Source organism: Paraburkholderia sp. UCT31 (assembly GCF_014397655.1).
In the GTDB taxonomy this organism is placed as follows: Bacteria; Pseudomonadota; Gammaproteobacteria; order Burkholderiales; family Burkholderiaceae; genus Paraburkholderia; species Paraburkholderia tuberum.
Window position 1 is genome coordinate 17,147 of record NZ_VZQP01000069.1, and the last position, 18,432, is coordinate 35,578.

The window sequence follows — 18,432 nt, forward strand, 5'->3', positions numbered from 1 at the left end:
AGTCTCGTGGTGAGTTGACGTCGAGCCGTCGTTTCAATCGTGTTTCAAGCGCCCTTTATCCCTTGCTCGCCCCGAAGGTCAGTCCGGCGACGAAGTGCCTTTGCATGCCGAAGAACATCAGCACCGAAGGCAACGCGGCCAGCACCGAGCCCGCCGCGACGAGGTTCCACGCAGTCGTCCACTGCCCTTTCAGCGCGGCGACGCCCACCGTGATCGGCGCGGCGGCGTCGCCTTGCGTGAGGCACAGCGCCCAGAAGTAGTCGTTCCACACGAACGTGAACACGAGGATCGCGAGCGCGGCGAGCGCGGGGCGGATCAGCGGCAGCACGATGCGCAGATAGATCGTCCACTCGCCCGCGCCTTCGACGCGCGCGGCCTCGATCATCTCGAACGGCAGTTGCTTGATGAAGTTGCGCAGAAACAAGGTGCAGAAGCCGGTCTGAAACGACACATGAAAGATCACCAGCGCCCACACGGTGTTGAACAGGCCGAACTTCAGCGCCATGTCGCGCACTGGAATCATCAGGATCTGGATCGGCACGAAATTGCCGGCGACGAACGCGAACAGCACGGCCGTGTTGCCCGGAAAGCGATACGTCGCCAACGCGAAGCCCGCCATCGACGCGAGCACGATCGCGCCGATCACCGACGGCACCGTGATCAGCACGCTATTGGCGAAGTAATGCAGCATCGGCGTTTGCGTGAGCGCGGTGCCATAGTTCTCCAGCAACGCGAAGTGTTTCGGCCACGTCCAGTAGTCGCCTTGCGACAACTCATCCGTCGAGCGGATCGAGGTCAGCAGCACGGCGAGCATCGGCAGCAGCCAGATAAACAGCGCCAGCGACAGCGAGGCCTTGTAAAGCGTGCGATTCAGCGGTTTCCAGCGTTCGACGGGAAGCGGATACATGACCGGGTACTCCTGACGTTCAGAGAATCAGCGTTCCTCGCGCAACATGCGGCGCAGATGGAACACGATATAGACGAGCATGATCGCGAACAGCACGACCGCAATCGCGGCGGAATAGCCTTCGCGGTAGTACTTGATCGCCTGGTCGTACATGAAATAGGCGAGCACGGTGGAACTGTCGAACGGACCGCCGCCACTCATCACCGCGATCAGATCGAAGCTGCGCAGTGCGCCGATCACGGTCAGCACCACCGCCATGAAGGTGGCGGGCCGCAATTGCGGCAGGATCACGTGCCACAGCAGTCGCAGCCCTTGTGCGCCTTCCATGCGCGCGGCCTCGACCACCTCGGGATTGATGCCGGTGAGCCCGGTCAGGTACAGGATCATGCAGAACGGCGCCTGCGGCCACAGCGCGGCGAAGATGATGCCGAACGTGACCGTATGCGGATCGCCGAGCACCGGAATGCCACGGCCGACGATCAGCCGCAGCAGCCCGAACGTCGGATCGTAGAACCAGCTGAATACGAGGCCGACCACGACGCCCGACAGCACGAACGGCGCGAAAAACAGCGACTTCACGACGCGCATGCCGCGCACCTGCTGGTTCAGATACAGCGCGAACAGCAGACCGAGAGGCGGCGCGAGCAGAAACAGCGCGAGCCAGATCAGGTTGTTCTTCAGCGCCGTATAGAACGTATCGGACTGAAACAGCTCGACGTAATTGGCGAGACCGGCGAAGGTCTTCGGCGTCATGCCGTCCCAGTGGTAGAAGCTCAGCGAAATGCTGCTGATGATCGGATAGATCACGCACAGCGCGAACAACGCGCAGCCCGGCAGCAGAAAGAAAAACGCGGCGCGATGCTGATGACGGCGCGTCGTCGAGACGCGACGGTGCCGCGCCGCGGGCAGGCGGCGCGCTGCGGTATGAGACATGGAGCGGCCTCGTCGGAAATCGAAGGCGGAATTGGGACCCGCAAGCCGGCCGCGCTCAGGCGGCCGGCGCGGCGGGACTTACTTCTGGTAGATGCGCTTGCGCGTCGCTTCGAGATGAGCAAGCACGCTGTCGAGTTGCGACGGATCGCTGTAGAACTGCTGCATGGCCTTCATGCCTTCGTCGGCCATTTCCTTCTGCATATCGCGATCGTAGAACTGCGCGATGCCGCCCTTCGTGTTCGCGAGCGTCTGGAAGCCGACCTTCGAGATCGCGTCCTCAGGCGCCGCCGCCTGGCTGTTCGACGGCAACTGTCCCCAGCCCTTCGCGAGTTCGGCGTTGATCTTCGGCGTCTCCATGAACGCGAGCAGCTTGCGCGCGTCGGCCTTGTTCTTCGCCTTCGCCGGAATCAGCAGCACGTTGACGGGGCCGTCCTCGGCCATCGGCACGTTCGCGTCGAGCACCGGAAAGCGGAAGAAGCCGATCTGGTCCTTGATCGACGGCGGGAAGCTCGCCGAGAAGAACGTGCCCATCAGCATCATCGCGGCTTTGCCGTTGTTGAGGATCGGGCCGATCGAATCGACGTCGTACGACAGCGCATTGTCGATAAAGTCGTGATTGTCGAGCAGCGTCTTCCACGTCGTGTAGACCTTCTTCACGCGCGGATCGGTGTACGGAATTTCGCCGGCCATCAGCTTCTGATGGAACTCGTTGCCGTTGATGCGCAGATCGAGATAGTCGAACCAGGCGGCCAGCGTCCAGCTGTCGCGTGCAGCCACCGCGATCGGCGCGACGCCGATCGCCTTCAGCTTCTTGTTGGCTTCGAGCAGTTCGTCCCACGTTTTCGGCTCGCTCCTGATGCCGGCCTTCTCGAACAGATCCTTGCGATAGAAGAAGCCGTACGCGTCATAGCCGAGCGGTGCCGCATACTGCTTGCCCTTGTACGTCGACGCGTCCTTGACCGACGCATACTGCTGCGACCAGCCGTTTTTCGCCCAGTCCGAGCTCAGATCTTCGAGCAGACCACGTTGCGCGTAATAGGCCATCCGCTCGCCGTCGTGCCACGAGACGACGTCGGGTGGATCGGTGGCGAGCCAGCCGCCCATCTGCACCTTGTAGGCTTCCTCGGTCACGTAGGTGATTTTCAGGTCGATGTCGGGATTGGCTTTCTTGAACTGGTCGAACGCATCCTGCCAGGTCGAGCGCTGATTACCGCGCGCCGATACGTTGACGTTCAGCGTGGCCGCGTCGACCGCGGCGCTGCCGAGCGCGCTGGTCATCACGGCGGCGGCGATCGACACCTGTGCGAAACGGCGAAGGCGAAGAGCAATCATCTATGTCTCCTTGTCTACCTTGTTGACCGGCTACGCAGCGTGGCCGGCGATGTAACCCGCTCTATGGCGGAATTCAGTCCGACGAAGCGCTGATGCAGACGCGCGATCTCGACGCGCGTCTGGCCGCGCAGCGCGGCATCGAGATTCGATAGCGGCTCGTCGAACAGAAACACGCCCGGCTCGCGCACGATCGCGCGGCCGATCGCGACGCGCTGCCGCTGGCCGCCCGACAGCGCTTTCGGATGTCGTTCGAGCAAGCTTTCCAGTTGCAGAATCCGCGCGGCTTCGCGCACCTTGCGCTCGATCACGTCCTTCGGCTGCTTCGCGAGCTTCAATCCGAACGCCATGTTGTCGAACACGGTCATGTGCGGAAACAGCGCGTAGCTTTGGAACACCATCGCGACGCCGCGCTCGGCGGCCGGCACGTCGTTGACGAGGCGGCCGCCGATATGCAGCTCGCCTTCGCTGAGGTCTTCGAGACCGGCGATCATCCGTAGTAAGGTCGACTTGCCGCAGCCCGAGGGGCCGAGAAAAACGCAGAATTCATGCTGCGCGATCTCGAGATTCACGCGCCGGATCACCGGCGGATGGTCGCCGTAGGCCTTTTGCACATCGCTCAAACGGATCGTCGCCATGCTGTCTCCGCCTTGATTTAACCGCTTAAATTTTGGCCGAAATAAAACGCCCCGGCCTTGTGCCGGCGGCATTTAATCGCTTAAATTCGAGTTCGACGGATAAAGTCATGGTGGGTGTCTCCGTTACATTTTTGAGAAAGTTAGCAATGTCGCAGGCCGTTTGCAACATTTGAATTGACCTCCCTAAATATGGGATAACCCGACATGGTCACGTTGTCCGAAGTCGCGAAACGCGCGCAGGTTACCGCCGCCACGGTCTCCAACGTGCTGCGCAATCGCGAGAAAGTCCGCCCTGAAACGGCTGAGCGCGTGCTGCAGGCGATCGCCGAACTCGGCTACCGGCCGAACCTGAATGCGCGCGCGCTCGCCGAAGGCCGTTCGTCGACGCTCGCGCTCATGCTGTCGAACATCTCGAACCCGTTTTACCCGGAGTTCGTGCTCGCCGCCGAGCGCGCGGCGCGCAAGACCGGCCACTTCCTGATGGTCTGCAATACCGACGACGATGCCGAAATCGGCCGCGCATATCTGAACCAGATCGCCGGCACGCTCGCCGACGGCGTGCTCGTGATGAACACGGACATCACGATCAACGACCTGTGCGCGTCTGCGACGCATAGTGCGCCGATTCTGCTCGCCATGTGGGAGCACCCCGAGTCGCCGCCCGAGCTACCGTGCATCGCAGTCGACTTCGCGCGTGCCGGCGAGCTGGCCGCGGGGCATCTGCTAGGACTAGGCCATCGCGAGATCGGCTTGCTGATCGGCGACGGCTGCGGCGGTTTGCAGGACGCGCGCTCGAACGGCTTTCGCGCCGCGATGCGCATGGCCGGCATCGAAGCCGATGCGGCCGCCGTGCTGCAGATTCGCGACTCGATCGACGCCGGCTTCGCCGCCTGCATGGAACTGATGGCGAACCGCCCGCAACTGAGCGCGATCTTCGCGACCAACGACCTGCTCGCGATCGGCGCGATCCAGGCGTTGATCACGCTCGGCCGCTCGGTGCCCGACGACGTGTCGGTGATCGGCATCACCGACATTCAGCTCGCGCATCAGGTGCATCCGGCGCTGACCACGGTCGCGATTCAAACCGCGGCCGTCGCGGAGCTTTCCATCAAGAGCCTGATCCGTTTGATCCAGACGCCGGAGCGGCAGCCGTCGATGGTGCTCGGGCCACCGCCCGAGCTCGTGGTGCGCGCCTCGACCGGGCCGCGCAGGAAACGCTGACGCGTTAGGGCCTGTTCACGCGCTCGGTCGCCATCCGCGTGACGATGTCGAACGCCTTCTGCGTCGCGCCGACGTCGGCCTTGCCCTGGCCGTGGATGTCGAACGCGGTGCCGTGCGCGGGCGTCGCGATCGGAACCGGCAAGCCGCCGTGCACGGTCACGCCGCGCCAGAAACCCATCAGCTTCATCGCGATCTGGCCTTGATCGTGGTACATCGTGACGACGCCGTCGAAGGCCTTCTGGTCGCGCGCGCGCACGAAGATCGTGTCGGCGGGAAACGGTCCCTGCGCGTCGTAGCCGAGCTTGCGCGCGGCCTCGACGGCCGGCACGATCACGTCGATCTCCTCGCGGCCGAACGCGCCGTTGTCGCCGTTGTGCGGATTGAAACCGCATACCGCGATACGCGGCTGCGGATGGCCGGCTCGCTTCAGGCCTTCGTGAATCAGCCGCACCGCGCCGACGATGCGCTCCTCCGACAGCTTCGCGCTGACGTCCTTCAACGCCATATGCGAGGTCACGCGCGAAGTCCATAGCTCGTCGAGCACGTTGAACTCGCAGAAGCTGCCCGTGTAGCCGAGCTGCTTCGCGAACCACTCCATCTCGTCGCCGGTTTCCATGCCGGCCAGATGCAGCGAGGTCTTGTTGACCGGCGCGAACAGCATGCCTTGGGTGACGTTGCTTTGCGTCAGCGCGAGCGCGTGCCTGAACGCGGCGAGACTATAGCGGCCGCCGTGTTCGGTCGCCACCGCACGCTCGAAAGCTTGATCGCCGGGCAGACGGAAATCGATCAGCGACGGCACGCCCTCGCGTTGAAACGCGGCATGCGCATCTTCGACCACGTCGTAATCGAAGCGCTGCTGCGCGATCTTCATGCCGGTTTCGAGCTCGCGCCGGTCGCCGATGACCAGCAGCTCCGCGCGCGCCCGGTTCGCCCGCTGCGCGAACAGACGCGCGATCAGCTCGGGACCGATACCGGCGGGGTCGCCAAGAAGGACTGCGATGCGTGGCTTCATGTGCTTTCCTCGGATCGGTCCACTCATTCGACGATGTTGAAGTCGGCAAGATACTTGTCGCTCAACTTGATGCCAAGACCCGGCACGTCGTCCGACAGTTGCAGATAGCCATTTTCCGGCTGCGGCTCGCCTTCGAAGATGTAGTAGAACAATTCGTTGCCAACTTCGACATCGAACACCGGGAAGAACTCCGACATCGGGCTCGCGGTGCTCGACATCGTCAGATGATAGTTGTGCATCTGTCCCGCATGCGGAATCACCGGCACCGACCACGCTTCGGCCATCGCGTTGATCTTGCGCGCCGCCGTGATCCCGCCCACGCGATTCGTGTCGTACTGGATCACGTCGATCGCGCGGCGTTCGAGCAGATCCTTGAAGCCATAGCTCGTGAACTCATGCTCGCCACCCGACACCGGCATCAGGTTCATCTTCTTCAACTCCTGATAGCCTTCGACGTCGTCGCCGATCACCGGCTCCTCGATCCAGCGTGGATTGAATTCGGCGAGGCGCGGCAGCATTCTGCGCGCGTATTCGAGCGTCCAGCCCATATAGCATTCGAGCATGATGTCGACTTCGTCGCCGACCAGTTCACGCAACAGACGCACCTGTTCGATGTTCTTCGCCATGCCTTTCGGGCCGTCTTTCGGACCGTAGCCGAAGCGCATCTTCATCGCGGTGAAGCCGCTGTCCAGATAGCTTTCCGCTTCGCCGAGGAAAGCGTCGCGATCATCGTTGTTGTAAAGCTTCGATGCATAGCACCAGATCTTTTCTTTCGTGCGTCCGCCGAGCAGCTTGAACACCGGCTTTTTCACGGCCTTGCCCATGATGTCCCACAGCGCGATATCGATCGCGGAGATCGCCGCCATGCCGATGCCTTTGCGGCCCCACGCGAGCGTGCGGCGATACATCTTCTGCCAGATGTATTCGTTGTCGAACGGGTCTTCGCCGATCGCGATCGGCGCGAGGTATTCGTCGATGATCTGCTTCGCGATGCGCGGCGCGAGCGCACAATTGCCGATGCCCACGGTGCCGTCGTCGCATTCGACTTCGACGACGAGCCAGCCGTGAAAGCGGAACGACCCCATCGCATCGCCACGCTCGTACAGAATATCGACCGCGTTCGTGCAGAAATGCGCTTGCGGCGGCACGACTTTGCCTTTCCACTCGAAAACACGCGTTCGGATATGCTTGATTTTCATGTTCGACGATTTCCTTCAGAGAATCAGAGAGTCAGTGGCCCGGGCGTTCGCCGAGCGGGCCGCTGCGATGAGAGACGGAATGGGAGGCGGCAGGGGCGAAGCGGAACGTCAGCAGCAGCAATGCGCCGATCAGTCCGACCACCGCGAGCGAGAACATACCCGCCTGCGAAGAGCCGATCGCGCGCTCGGCCAGCCCCTTCAGATTCGGCGCGACGAAGCCGCCCAGATTGCCGATCGAATTGATCAACGCGATGCCGCCCGCGGCCGCGGCCCCGCCCAGGTAACCGGTGGGCAGCGTCCAGAACAATGGCTGCACGCAGACGAAACCGATGGCGGCGAAACAGAAGGCGGTAATCGCAAGCGTGACCGACGACGTCATCGCCGACGCGGCAATGCCGAACGCCGCGAGCGCGAGCATCGCCGCGGCCCAGATACGGTGATGACCGTGGCGGTCGGCGTAGCGCGTCACCCAGAACGTGCCGATGATCGCGGCGATCCACGGAATCGCTGTCAGCATTCCGACCTCGACGCCGACATGGCCGCCGCTCGCGAGCCCGGCGATGCGGGTTGGCAGATAGAACACGACGCCATACACGCTCATCTGCACCGCGAAGTAGATCAGGCCGCAGAACAGTACGCGCGAATCGCGCAGCGCCGCGAGCACCGAAGCCGGACCATGCTCGAGCTTCTGGCGGTCTTCCTGGCGCAACGCGTGATCGAGCGCGTCACGCTCTTCGGCATCGAGCCAGTGCGCCTGCACGGGCCGGTCGGTCAGATAGAAGTAAGCGACGACGCCCACCACCGACGCCGCCAGCCCCTCGACGACGAACAGCCATTGCCACGGATGCATGCCGAACGGATTGCCCGCATCGAGCAGCAGACCCGAGATCGGGCTGCCGAGCAGGAGCGCGAGCGGGAAGCCGAAATAGAACATGCCCATCGTCTGCGAGCGCGTTTTCGCGGGAAACCAGTTCGACAGGAACAGGATGATGCCGGGAAAGAAACCGGCTTCGGCGATGCCGAGCAGCGTGCGCAGCACATAGAAGCTCGTGGCGCTGTCGACGAAGGCGGTGCACGCGGACACGATGCCCCACGTGACCATGATGCGGCTCATCCAGATGCGCGCGCCGAAGCGGTACATCAGCAGGTTGCTCGGTACTTCGAACACCGCATAGCCGACGAAGAAAATGCCGGCGCCGAACGCGAACGCCGCGTCGCTCAAGCCCGTGTCGGCCTGCAGCACGTTCTTCGCGAAGCCGACGTTCGCGCGGTCGATGAACGCCAGTACGTACATCAGGATCAGAAAAGGCAGCAGCCTCGTGCGCGCTTTGGTAATCGCGCTGTCGAGCGCGGGGCTCGCGGTCATCGTCATGCGTCGTCTCCGGTTTTGTCTTGTCAACGCGAACGGCGTTGCGATTGCCGTCCTGCGATAACCGCTAGTGTGCGAAACTATCCGATAACTGACCACTGAATAATTCGAATCGGCCGATTCGCTAAAGTTATCGCTCATGATCCCGCCCGCCTCCACCATTCGCAAACGCTTGCGCCTGCGTCATCTGCAACTGATGGTCGCGCTGTCGGAAACGGAATCGCTGCGGCGTGCCGCCGACGATCTCGCGATGACCCAGCCCGCCGCGACCAAGGCCTTGCAGGAACTCGAAGACACGCTCGGCGTATCGCTGTTCGTACGCCATGCGCGCGGCATGGAGCCGACGATCTTCGGCGAGGCCGTGATGCGCTATGCGCGCGTCGTGTTCCAGGATCTCGACGAGCTGCGCGAGGAGTTGGCCGGCATCGAGGCCGGCGACATCGGCAAGGTGCGCATCGGCGCGGTGATGGCGCCGTCGCCCGAATTGCTGACGCACACGATCGTCAAGCTGAAGGAAGCGCACCCGCGCCTGCAGATGGCGGTCACGATCGACACCAGCGACGTGCTCGTGCAGTCGCTGCAACAGGATCAGCTCGATATCGTGATTGGCCGGATTCCCGATGGTTTTCCGGCGCTCGATCTGAGCTTCGAGACGTTGGCGGAAGAGGCGCTGTCGATCGTCGTGCGGCCCGATCATCCGGCCGTGAAAACAGGCAAACAAACGGGCATGCGGCCGAAGCTCGCGGACCTCGCGCGCTATCCGTGGATCATCCAGCCGCATCCGAGCCCGATGCGCCAGGTCATCGATCAAACGTTTCGCGAGTCGCGCGTTGCGCCGCCGGTGAGCACGGTCGAGACCTCGTCGATTCTGACCACGCTGTCGTTGCTGCGCGACTCGGACATGCTCGCCGTGCTGCCGAGTTCGGTCGCGCAGTACTACGTCGCGCTCGATGCGATCGCCGCGATCGCGACGCCGCTGCGCGGCCGGCTCGCACCGTATGGGCTGATTCTGCGCAGAAACCGGCGCGTCACGCCGGCGATGCAACTGGTCATCGATTCGATTCGCGCGGCGTGAGGTTTTCTGCGAAGCGCAATTCGCCGCCCGCATTGATGTCCGCGAGATCCGGGTGAGCGCGAGCCGCGTCGAGCGGAATATCCGGCCGCATGAAGAAGGTCGCGACGATGCCGAGCGCGAGCAGTCCGAGCGAGCCCGCGAACGGCAGCGTCCAGCTACCCGTGCGGTCCACGATCAGGCCGAACACGATCGGCGTGAAAATCCCCGCAACCGCCGAGCCCGCATTCACGAGCCCGCTCGCGACACCGACGTGCCGCGGGCTGATGTCCATCGGCACGGCCCAGATCGGCCCGATCGTCATTTCGAGGAAGAAGAACGACAGGCTCATGCACGCTGCCATGACCGGCAGCGACTTCACGACCATCACCGGCGCGAGGAATACCAAAGCGCCGAGAAACGCGCAGATGATCACGTTGCGGCGCGCCGCGACGACGTTGCGCGTACGCTTCAACACGCGGTCGCTGAGCACGCCGCCCGCGGTATTGCCGACCACGCCGGACAGAAACACGCCCGCGGAGAACATCGCCGAGCTTTTCAGATCGAGGCCGCGACCGTGCATGAAGAACGTGGGCAGCCAGGTGAAGAACAGCCAGCCGGTCCAGCCGTAGCAGAAGTAGACGAGCATCGTTGGTGCGATGCGTTTGAGCAGACGCCGCCACGGCGTGGGCTCGCGCGTCGCTTCGACCGCGGATTGACGGACCGGCGGCAATTGCGTTTCCTGCTCCGCGGTCATATGGCGATGCTTGCGCGGGTCGTCGGTGAAATACCATGCGTAGACCACGACCCACACCAACGTCAGCGCGGCGACCGCGAGAAACGACACCCGCCACGACGAATACCCGACCAGCAGCGCGATCAGCGGCGGCGTGATCGCATTGCCGAGCCGCGAGAACGAATGCGTGAGGCCTTGCACGAAGCCCCGCCGGTTCGACGGGAACCAGTTGGTCAGCGCCCGCGCCTGCGCGGGCAGCGCCGCGCCTTCGCCGATGCCGAGCAAAAGCCGCGCGCCGAACAGCGACGCGAGCCCGCCCGCGAGACCGGTCGCGACCGTCGCGACGATCCAGATGCTTGCGCAGGTCACGAGCGTGAGCTTCGCGCCGAAGCGGTCGCTGACCCAGCCGCCGATCACCTGGCACAGCGCGTACGTGTATGCGAACGCGGCGAACACGAGGCCGACGTTGGTATTGCTCAGATGCAGATCGTCGCGGATCAGCCCCGCCGCCGCCGACAGGTTGACGCGATCGAGATACAAGATGAACGACATCGCGCACATGAGTGCGAGAACCGCCCGGCTGACCTTGGGTCGCAGCATCGTCTCCTCCGGATTGTCGCGTGAGCCCGCGCCGATGCTCCGACGGTGGCGTCCGCTATGGCTTGTTTTGTGCGCACATTATCAGAAGCCGGGTGATAGTTGACCAATGAATTGTTTGGATACAGCGATCACTGGGGGTTATCGCTTTCATCCTTCGCCCATAGCCGAGCGTTGACTGTCAGGTATAGATTTGGGGCTCCATGCGACCGACCCGCAGTACGGCGCAAAACTGATCACAGCATCATTCGCTCACGCCATCTCGATCAATATGACGTCCGGTAGAACAGACAAAACCTTGAGGACACGATTGGTGACCTTCGCTCTGCTTCTCGCCAGCGTGCACGCAATGGCATCGGGGCAGACGACCGCCACAGCGGATCAGGCAGCGGAAGTTACCCAGAGCCACCATCTATCCTCCAACCGCACCCAATGCCTGATGTTCGACGTATCCGATGAGAAGCGCTATTTCATCGTCGGGGTTCATGAGAAACACACCCCCGAATGCGGTGGCGATCCGGCTACCGCACCGGTACTGTTCTTCCTGAAGATACGCAAGCGAGATGGCTACGTCGTCACCAATCAACGTGACGGGGAACATTTCGCGCCGCTCGCACCGAAACCATGATCTCCGCACCCGCCACTACCACGGCGGGTTCGTCCTGTGTTGCCGCCCTCCCCGCACAAGTTATGCTCGATCTTCCCCAGCCAGGACCACCGACATAAACCTCAGGGCTCCACAGTGCTTCGTCGTTCTCGCGGAGGAACTGAACTTCTGCCGCGCCGCGGAGCGCCTGCATATCGCGCAACCCGCGCTGAGCCAGCAAATCTGCTCGCTGGAAGAACGACGCGGCACGCGACTGGTCGATCGTGCGCGGCGTTCGATGGCGTCATTGAATTCATCTTCGTGAAGGCGCAGCGGACAGGTGGAGGCGGTCACGGCGGCGCACAGCCAGTCGGAGCCGTACGGACGAGTGACGAAGATTACGGCTTTCACCAGTCGGGTGCGACGGACATGCCACCACTGCCCCCGCTGCACGATGTTGAAACTAGCTGGACAGGGCCAAATGGCTTTTTGCTCACGGCATCGCGTTAATCGGCGATGTCGCCTATGCTCAGTCGGGGTGGTGCCGGTTTGCGTGCCCTGGTCTTGCGGAGCCCAGCCGAACTGGGTCGTTCAACCCGTTTTAGATCGCGCAGGAATTCGTTTTGCTGTTTTCGGATCGAATAATGACAGCGCGCCTCCATGACGTCGCACATATCCACATGTGTTTTCGGCGGCTCTTCAATATTCCATATCATAGGCTAGTTTAGGGGCTAGACCGCGAGCCTTTGCCGATTCATCTTGTGCGCGCATGCACCGGTCAAGTTCAGCCTTGCTCGCCCTTTTGATGCCGCGTGCCGATTTAATTGAATTTGCCAGTTTCTTATTGTCAATTTCAAGGAATTTTGCATGATGTTCATAGCAATCAAAATCTCCAAATCCGCCACCGCCCAGGTACCGCATGCAATTTGAATCGTTGATCACCTCATCGGCAAATCGACCATTTGACCTCTGCTGGTTTTCCAGAACACACCCGACGAATTAGTCGGACCTGCAAAATTCATTTAGCGAGTTGAAGGAAGCCGCGTGCGGAGCGTGAAAGCAACGTTATCGACGTGAAGTCAACGAACAGGCGCAGAACCATGAGAACAAAAAAGGCAGGCTTGATGCCGAGCCGGGCGATGGCGCGCAGCAGCCAGCGCAGGTTATAGCCGACGGCGCACAGCACCGCATGCAGGGCGTCGCCAGTTTGCCCCTTCAGCCAGCAGCGTCGCATGCCGTGATCCTGCTTGACATGGCCGATGATCGGCTCGATGGCCTGTCGCCGTTTGAGCCAGCGGCGCTGGGGTGCCGACAACGTCCTGCTCTTGCCGCGATGCACGACCTGTACCGGCGCCACGTCTCTAGGCTGATTTGAAAGTAAATGAGTTACCATGCTAGCCAACTTCATGGCTGCGCTGTTACGATTGTTTCGCCCGCGATACATTCCAGAAATTCTTCAGGAAGGACGCGTTCCCAAACACCCAATGACGCGGTCACTAAAGCTAGGTACTGGTCCTCATCGCCTCCTTCGATTCGTCGCCACGCGCTTGGCATATATCGAACTAAAATCGAAAGGGCATACAGCGTTGTCGCCGCGATGGTCCGATATTCCCTCATACCACCGATGGCCGGAAAAAGGAGCGTCGTCCTATTGCGAAAGGGAGACGAGTGCGTCGGCAGCACGCTCCACAATGAGTCATGTCCAGAATGATCGACGCGCCCGCGGAACGCATTTCCATCTATGTTGGGACGCTCGACCTGCTGCACCTCGGTAATCAGCCACCCTGAATTTTCTAGTCGACCAACAGGAACCAAACCGGAGCGATCAACAAACAACGCGTACGTGCTGTCTACTTTCTTACCTGTCCCGTTTATGGCTGGCAAGCGGTTCTCGATCATGTCATAGACAGGAACAATCCACCCCGGAGTACCTCCAAAAACCTGCGCAAAGAGGTCGTCAATCTCGGGCATTGAAGCAAATAGACTCTGCAAGGTACAACTCATCCCTTTGGGAACAGCATCGAGGTCGCTTGCACTCCTAGGCTTTCGCTTGGGGAACGTCGAAGTGTCTAGACCCAGGAAGGCAAGCCACTGAGGTAGAAAACCCGTGGCCAGGACTCCTACGTGCACGTCCGCGAAACCGCCGTGCACCCCGGGCACTGCATACAACCCGTGCCCTTGTTTTGTCATTTCTTCCACACCATCTAGATCGGACGGTCCGCTCGGAGAGGCCAGCATTTCCGCAAAAGCGAATGCAATTGTTCCGTAATAGAGGCCGAGGATTCGTTTGTTCAACTTGTCAGTTGGTGAGAAACTGATGTAGTCCAAAGCGTTTCTCATGGCATACGCGATACCCGCAGCCTTCGTGGCTACTTGCTCTTGCGTCAGGATGACAGCCTCATGGTTGGCTCGCCGCTCCACTAGTCTGGCGGCTAGGTTCACGCTGGTGAATTGTTGCAAGCGGGCCAGGATTCCATTCAGAGGGTTCTCGTCCGTAATTCGCCGAACAGCTATTTTTGGCTTGGAAATTACCGCTGGAGTGCGGTCGGGCTCCAGTTGCTTGTTCAACGCGACAAGGAGAGGGAAAAAATCCCCCAACGGCTCCACAGGTACACTTATACCGTGGGCAAAACTGTCCAGCATGTAAGGCTGACCATTAAAAAAAATATGCCGGACTCGCTGCTCCAACCTTTTGTAAAACGCATTGTCCGTGGCGGTACTATAGAGAACCCCAAGGCGAACGGTTTTTCCCCCTTTCGTGGCGACAACTTCAAGACTCGACTGATAGTCGTGCTCTTGATCGATCTCAGCAACCCAGCCATGTGAGCGAAAAGGTTGAAGAATTCCTCGCTCCACATCTGTTCGGAGGATAGCGATACGGGGATTAGTTTGATTGGTTCGCGACAATTGTGCCGTCTCCACTAGTGCGAGGCTTTTCGGAGCAATCCTAGAGGGCTCAATTGTCAAAAGCCGATGGATGTAACTGAATTTTGGCCGAAGCAATCTGCTTGGCTGAAAGACGCAGCTTCGCGCGTAGCCACGAACGAATGCCTTCCAGATAGGTTTTATCTTTCGGAGTCGTGCTTTGCTTGATGCGTCTGGTCAGCTTGGTTTCCGCCGTGTAGACATCAAGGAGATTAATTGTCCTCAGATTTGTAGGCGTTGTGGCTTTTCTTTCGATTGCCAGGATGTGGGTCACGTCAGCCGGATCAAGAATCCCGGTCTTTCGAAACTCCTGATAAATGGTTTGAAGAGGTTGATATCTAACCATTGGATTGATACCAGGGATGTTCGCAACCTTCTCCATTCTGAGCAGCAGATAGCGTTTTGCAATCGCAGCATCGCGCAGCGCAGCGTCCTGCGGGTCTGGGCCATCACTACCGCCCGTCCCTCCACCCGATTCACCACCTCCCAGCTGGTCAGATTCCCGAGCCGTAAAATCGGGAATGCCCTTCAGAGCCTCCCTGCCACCCAACGTCTCTGCAGCGCAATGCGGTCCATATGGATGTTCGGTTCCATCGTCATGTTTCAGGAAGAATGCAACGCCGGAACTCAGCGCCCTGTTATTTCCATTCATAACGCATCGATGACAACAGGTGTCTGGGTCAACAAAGTCCTTGCGGTCAGCAGTCAATGTCATTCGGGTACCTCTCGAACAGTTGAATTCACTTCTTTATGCCAAATCCCACAGGAGTATCCGACGAAGTTTGGCTACGATGTCATCAGCCGTCTGCTCCAGTCAAATCGGCAGTGTTGGTCGCAATGTGAGTCTCACGCGCGATTTCGGTACCGGCTACTTTCACCGAGAAATCGAGCGCCAGCCTCCCTGAGGGCAAGCGCCAAGGGTGGGACTGACATACCTAACAATCCAGCACGATATGGCTCTTCGCGACGCGAGGGCGCGCACGCTGCGAAAACGGACAAGCTCTCAAGTCTGCCCGCTCGGGGTAATCGACGATCTACTCTGCGCTGTCGAATGTACCAAACTAGCCGTACTGAGACCAACGACCTCACATCGTCTGACCAACCAGGTCCTACCTTCTACAGCTTCAACTGCCTACCCGGCGACGGCGATGTTGCGGCCGAACGGACAAACCGGCTAAGCCGCTCCCGCGATTCGAGCGCCCGAAGGCAGTTTCATGTCGCATTGCCGACGATACGCAGTTGGCCGTCACTGTCGACCAGCTCGCGTCGCATCGAGAACAGCCGGCCACACCCAACACACGACCAGCCGCGGTCATCAGTGCGCTGCGCGCTTCCCGAGCGACCACAAAACGGACATGGTGTCGTCGCACCCGGTGCGACGCCCAGACTAATGCGCGACGAGAGGCCGCCGCTGGGTTCCAGCTGATCCGCGAATTCAGCGAACATGTTGCGCCATTTCCGGATCATTCCGGGACTGGTACCGACGATTTCCGACACCTGCATGACCGACAGCGGTAGCGACAGATACCGGATGCACTCCCGCATGCGCTCGAGTGTACCCATTTTCGTGTTCACGAACGGTGTACCGCGGCGCCGGGTGAATTTCAGTTTGCAGGCAGGGCATGAGAAGCGTGGAAAGCCGCCGTTCGGACGTTCGGAGAAGCGGGTTTTTCGGCTGCCGCAATCCGGGCACGGAGGTGGCCGGTGACTGATCGAATTCAGCTCGTCGAATTCGCGCATCAGGGCAGCGGTCAGTTTCAGGTCTTCGCATACGCCGATCTCGTCGAATACGAGCGGCGCGGGATCGACCTCGGTCGGTCGCCCGCCAAGCCGGACACGGCGTTCCCACTCACCGCCCGGATCGAGTTCCCGCAGCCAGAGACGAAAGGCCGTGACGCGCTCCTTGATGTCATCCGGCAGACTGCCCATCCGGTGTCCAGCTTCGACGCACGAAACCGGTTGCGACAGCAGGGACACGAATACATAGAGCTTTTTGAGGTGTTTTTCGCACAGCGGTGTGCCGACGGTGCGGCTGAACTGACGTCCGCACGTCTGACAATCGAATACTGGCATCCGGCGGGTCTGCCGTGTCCTGAATCCCGCGCTGTTGATGTGGTCGCCTCCACAGCGCGGACAATCCGGTCGCGGGTCGTGCCGTGGGGACAGCAACGCGTTGATCCGCGCGCTCAGGAATGCCGTCAGTTCCTTGTCCTCCCCCGCGTTGTCTGCGGCGGCAGGCGCCCGTGTGCTGATAGATCTTGCTTTCATCGTTCAGAATTGTGCTGTCGCATGAAACCACGACCGTCGTCCGCGTCGTCGCGAAGCCGGGTGCTTATAGACAGACGACCCGGCAAACAGGTCAAGCAGGAGCGAGCCGGTCTTCGCCGATGCGAGGGCCATGATGCCGAGGACCGCGTTCACCAGCTGGTCACAGTCGAGATGGACGGCGTTTCGGTGATATCCAGCCCCTAGTGGAGGCCCGCATGGAGCTACTGACCCCGTCGAGCCAGTTGGCCACTGAAGCTCGTCGCACCAGAAGAAGCCCATTTCGGCGGCGAGCATCGTCTCACTGTCGAAAGCGCGCGTGCCCCGTCCAGCGGGGCAAGATGGCAACCGGCGTGATCAGTCCGTGCCAGATTTCGGTGATCTCGGACCGTATAGCAGACCATTCGGCGGCCCCGCGTGCAGCAACCGGTAACTCGTCACGGCAGCAATGTCGTGACTTTTGTCCGTCAGGGAGTTTGAAATCTGCTTGACCGCCGCTGTCACGAGCATGCCGATCAGGCCGCCTCCGCTGTAGTTGTTCCCCTCGTTGCTGTTGGCACTTGCGCTGCCCTGCCACAGCACATCACCAGTCTTCAGGTCAACCAGCCTTGCCGACGCCGTGACGACAGTCGCGCTATCAACCACGTGGTACACGGTGCCGAAATGCGTGATCTTTGAATACAGCGCGGCGTCAGCACCGAAGATTTCGCGCAGCTTCGCCGGGGAGGTTGCCTGAATATTGGCCGGGACGGTCAGGCCGTTCTGACGGAATGTCTCATCCATCACCGCCACCGGCACCACGTAGTAACCCGATTCGGCGAGTGGCATCGTCATCTGCGAAAGCATGCTGTTCGTCGCCTGCACGTCGGTCGTCTCGTTTTCGGGCGGTAGAACGAGGATTGAGTGCGGCCGGCTGTTCCTGAAAGCGGTGTAATCGGCATGCTTGACGGGTTGCGCACACGCAGCTAACAACGCGAACGTCGAGAGGGCAAACCAAAGTCTGAAAGAAAGGAATCTGGACATGACGGCTCGCTTAAGGCTGTTTCGTTTTATGTTTCATCAGGAAATCCATGTAGGTCGAGGACTCCGGAAACAGGTCCTTCTCGGCCCCGAACTGTTCCATGGCCGGCCCGTCCTTGCCAACGCTCGCGTACAGCATCCCGAGTTGCGCATGAAAACCTGGCGGGGGCGTGGCGCCCTTTGCGCGGATTTCCTGCAGCGCTTTTTCCAGCGCATCGATCTGCTCCTGCGGAGCCTTTTCCCCCTTGAGATAGTCGTACACGGCCGGCTGGTAGCCGGTCCACTGGTAAAGCGGCTGGGGGCGGTTCGCCGCGCATCCCGTGAGGAGTATGGCTGTCGCCATTACTGGCAGACAGATTCCCCGCATCATGCGGCTATGTTTCATCGTGAATCGCATCATCACATTTATGGCAGGTGCGGTTGAAAGTGGATGGCCGCAATGGCCCGGCGCACTTACTGTGCGGCCTTCAGCGTGCCTGCATCGACCTGCTCGACCAGGTGATTGACGGCCTCCTGGATCGCCAGATCGAGCACCTTGCCGTTCAGTGTCGAGTCGTAGCCGGCGGTGCCCCCAAAGCCGATGACTTCACGGTTCGAAAGGCTGAACTCGCCCGCCCCCTGGCTCGACGCTACGACTTCCGATG

General features: G+C 60.9%; 16 protein-coding genes and 4 pseudogenes. 4 read left to right on the forward strand and 16 right to left on the reverse strand.

Features of this window, described 5'->3' with window-relative positions:
* Window positions 1-55: 55 nt before the first annotated feature.
* From F6X40_RS36260 to F6X40_RS36275, 4 genes and pseudogenes are all read right to left on the reverse strand, one after another.
* On the reverse strand, window positions 56-907 hold the full coding sequence (locus tag F6X40_RS36260) for a carbohydrate ABC transporter permease (RefSeq protein WP_187631194.1): 852 nt from the start codon (window positions 905-907) through the stop codon (window positions 56-58).
* 27 nt (window positions 908-934) lie between these two features.
* Window positions 935-1,840 carry a carbohydrate ABC transporter permease gene (locus tag F6X40_RS36265; RefSeq protein ID WP_090809213.1) on the reverse strand — a complete coding sequence of 302 codons (906 nt, stop codon included), beginning with the start codon at window positions 1,838-1,840 and terminating at the stop codon, window positions 935-937.
* Between the two features lie 78 nt (window positions 1,841-1,918).
* Window positions 1,919-3,118, reverse strand: coding sequence for an ABC transporter substrate-binding protein (locus F6X40_RS36270; RefSeq protein WP_262421681.1), 1,200 nt, complete (start codon window positions 3,116-3,118; stop codon window positions 1,919-1,921).
* Between the two features lie 137 nt (window positions 3,119-3,255).
* Window positions 3,256-3,807, reverse strand: a pseudogene (locus F6X40_RS36275) (ABC transporter ATP-binding protein); the annotation flags it as partial.
* Window positions 3,808-4,011: 204 nt separating this feature from the next.
* Here F6X40_RS36275 and F6X40_RS36280 point away from each other — a divergent pair.
* Complete coding sequence (locus F6X40_RS36280) at window positions 4,012-5,028, forward strand: LacI family DNA-binding transcriptional regulator (protein WP_090809209.1); 1,017 nt, start codon at window positions 4,012-4,014, stop codon at window positions 5,026-5,028.
* Window positions 5,029-5,032: 4 nt separating this feature from the next.
* Here the strand turns inward: F6X40_RS36280 and F6X40_RS36285 are convergent, their stop codons facing one another.
* The 3 genes from F6X40_RS36285 to F6X40_RS36295 are packed head-to-tail and all read right to left on the reverse strand — an operon-like array spanning window position 5,033 to window position 8,611.
* A complete protein-coding gene (locus F6X40_RS36285) occupies window positions 5,033-6,040 on the reverse strand; it encodes a 4-hydroxythreonine-4-phosphate dehydrogenase PdxA (RefSeq protein WP_187631196.1) in 1,008 nt (335 codons plus the stop codon).
* Between the two features lie 23 nt (window positions 6,041-6,063).
* Window positions 6,064-7,239: an L-rhamnonate dehydratase gene (locus tag F6X40_RS36290; RefSeq protein WP_090809205.1), complete on the reverse strand. Its 1,176-nt coding sequence runs from the start codon at window positions 7,237-7,239 to the stop codon at window positions 6,064-6,066.
* 31 nt (window positions 7,240-7,270) lie between these two features.
* Window positions 7,271-8,611 carry an MFS transporter gene (locus tag F6X40_RS36295; protein WP_187631197.1) on the reverse strand — a complete coding sequence of 447 codons (1,341 nt, stop codon included), beginning with the start codon at window positions 8,609-8,611 and terminating at the stop codon, window positions 7,271-7,273.
* A gap of 136 nt (window positions 8,612-8,747) precedes the next feature.
* On the opposite strand from F6X40_RS36295, the gene F6X40_RS36300 reads away from it, so the two are divergent.
* Window positions 8,748-9,683, forward strand: a complete 936-nt coding sequence (locus F6X40_RS36300) for a LysR family transcriptional regulator (RefSeq protein ID WP_187631198.1) — start codon at window positions 8,748-8,750, stop codon at window positions 9,681-9,683.
* On the opposite strand, the gene F6X40_RS36305 is transcribed toward F6X40_RS36300, so the two are convergent.
* On the reverse strand, window positions 9,658-10,995 hold the full coding sequence (locus F6X40_RS36305) for an MFS transporter (protein WP_184064889.1): 1,338 nt from the start codon (window positions 10,993-10,995) through the stop codon (window positions 9,658-9,660). The two genes, F6X40_RS36300 and F6X40_RS36305, sit on opposite strands and share 26 nt — an antisense overlap.
* A 310-nt stretch (window positions 10,996-11,305) precedes the next feature.
* On the opposite strand from F6X40_RS36305, the gene F6X40_RS36310 reads away from it, so the two are divergent.
* Both F6X40_RS36310 and F6X40_RS41935 read left to right on the forward strand, forming a co-directional pair.
* Window positions 11,306-11,620, forward strand: coding sequence for a hypothetical protein (locus F6X40_RS36310; protein WP_187631199.1), 315 nt, complete (start codon window positions 11,306-11,308; stop codon window positions 11,618-11,620).
* A gap of 94 nt (window positions 11,621-11,714) precedes the next feature.
* Window positions 11,715-11,879: pseudogene (locus tag F6X40_RS41935) on the forward strand (LysR family transcriptional regulator); the annotation flags it as partial.
* A gap of 398 nt (window positions 11,880-12,277) precedes the next feature.
* Here F6X40_RS41935 and F6X40_RS36320 read toward each other — a convergent pair.
* From F6X40_RS36320 to F6X40_RS36355, 8 genes and pseudogenes are all read right to left on the reverse strand, one after another.
* Complete coding sequence (locus tag F6X40_RS36320) at window positions 12,278-12,499, reverse strand: hypothetical protein (RefSeq protein ID WP_187631200.1); 222 nt, start codon at window positions 12,497-12,499, stop codon at window positions 12,278-12,280.
* Window positions 12,500-12,596: 97 nt separating this feature from the next.
* Window positions 12,597-12,956: pseudogene (locus tag F6X40_RS36325) on the reverse strand (transposase); the annotation flags it as partial.
* A gap of 26 nt (window positions 12,957-12,982) precedes the next feature.
* Window positions 12,983-14,485 (reverse strand): YaaC family protein, encoded by a 1,503-nt coding sequence (locus F6X40_RS36330; RefSeq protein ID WP_187631201.1) that lies wholly within the window; start codon window positions 14,483-14,485, stop codon window positions 12,983-12,985.
* A 49-nt stretch (window positions 14,486-14,534) separates the two neighbouring features.
* Complete coding sequence (locus F6X40_RS36335; protein WP_187619791.1) at window positions 14,535-15,218, reverse strand: hypothetical protein; 684 nt, start codon at window positions 15,216-15,218, stop codon at window positions 14,535-14,537.
* A gap of 497 nt (window positions 15,219-15,715) precedes the next feature.
* On the reverse strand, window positions 15,716-16,771 hold the full coding sequence (locus F6X40_RS36340) for a DUF746 domain-containing protein (RefSeq protein ID WP_187631202.1): 1,056 nt from the start codon (window positions 16,769-16,771) through the stop codon (window positions 15,716-15,718).
* A gap of 354 nt (window positions 16,772-17,125) precedes the next feature.
* Entirely contained in the window at window positions 17,126-17,791 is a 666-nt protein-coding gene (locus F6X40_RS36345; protein ID WP_187631203.1) for a DUF799 domain-containing protein, read from the reverse strand.
* 10 nt (window positions 17,792-17,801) lie between these two features.
* The gene (locus F6X40_RS36350) at window positions 17,802-18,173 is read right to left on the reverse strand and encodes a DUF4810 domain-containing protein (protein ID WP_262421680.1); all 372 of its coding nucleotides are present in this window, start codon (window positions 18,171-18,173) and stop codon (window positions 17,802-17,804) included.
* A gap of 68 nt (window positions 18,174-18,241) precedes the next feature.
* A pseudogene (locus F6X40_RS36355) lies at window positions 18,242-18,432 on the reverse strand (curli production assembly protein CsgG); the annotation flags it as partial.

What these genes read in the sequence shown, in the direction of transcription:
- F6X40_RS36260 (WP_187631194.1), bottom strand. Translation starts at nt 907, where the DNA reads ATGTATCCGCTTCCCGTCGAACGCTGGAAACCGCTGAATCGCACGCTT.
- F6X40_RS36265 (WP_090809213.1), bottom strand. Translation starts at nt 1,840, where the DNA reads ATGTCTCATACCGCAGCGCGCCGCCTGCCCGCGGCGCGGCACCGTCGC.
- F6X40_RS36270 (WP_262421681.1), bottom strand. Translation starts at nt 3,118, where the DNA reads ATGACCAGCGCGCTCGGCAGCGCCGCGGTCGACGCGGCCACGCTGAAC.
- F6X40_RS36280 (WP_090809209.1), top strand. Translation starts at nt 4,012, where the DNA reads ATGGTCACGTTGTCCGAAGTCGCGAAACGCGCGCAGGTTACCGCCGCC.
- F6X40_RS36285 (WP_187631196.1), bottom strand. Translation starts at nt 6,040, where the DNA reads ATGAAGCCACGCATCGCAGTCCTTCTTGGCGACCCCGCCGGTATCGGT.
- F6X40_RS36290 (WP_090809205.1), bottom strand. Translation starts at nt 7,239, where the DNA reads ATGAAAATCAAGCATATCCGAACGCGTGTTTTCGAGTGGAAAGGCAAA.
- F6X40_RS36295 (WP_187631197.1), bottom strand. Translation starts at nt 8,611, where the DNA reads ATGACGATGACCGCGAGCCCCGCGCTCGACAGCGCGATTACCAAAGCG.
- F6X40_RS36300 (WP_187631198.1), top strand. Translation starts at nt 8,748, where the DNA reads ATGATCCCGCCCGCCTCCACCATTCGCAAACGCTTGCGCCTGCGTCAT.
- F6X40_RS36305 (WP_184064889.1), bottom strand. Translation starts at nt 10,995, where the DNA reads ATGCTGCGACCCAAGGTCAGCCGGGCGGTTCTCGCACTCATGTGCGCG.
- F6X40_RS36320 (WP_187631200.1), bottom strand. Translation starts at nt 12,499, where the DNA reads ATGCGGTACCTGGGCGGTGGCGGATTTGGAGATTTTGATTGCTATGAA.
- F6X40_RS36335 (WP_187619791.1), bottom strand. Translation starts at nt 15,218, where the DNA reads ATGACATTGACTGCTGACCGCAAGGACTTTGTTGACCCAGACACCTGT.
- F6X40_RS36340 (WP_187631202.1), bottom strand. Translation starts at nt 16,771, where the DNA reads ATGAAAGCAAGATCTATCAGCACACGGGCGCCTGCCGCCGCAGACAAC.
- F6X40_RS36345 (WP_187631203.1), bottom strand. Translation starts at nt 17,791, where the DNA reads ATGTCCAGATTCCTTTCTTTCAGACTTTGGTTTGCCCTCTCGACGTTC.
- F6X40_RS36350 (WP_262421680.1), bottom strand. Translation starts at nt 18,173, where the DNA reads ATGAAACATAGCCGCATGATGCGGGGAATCTGTCTGCCAGTAATGGCG.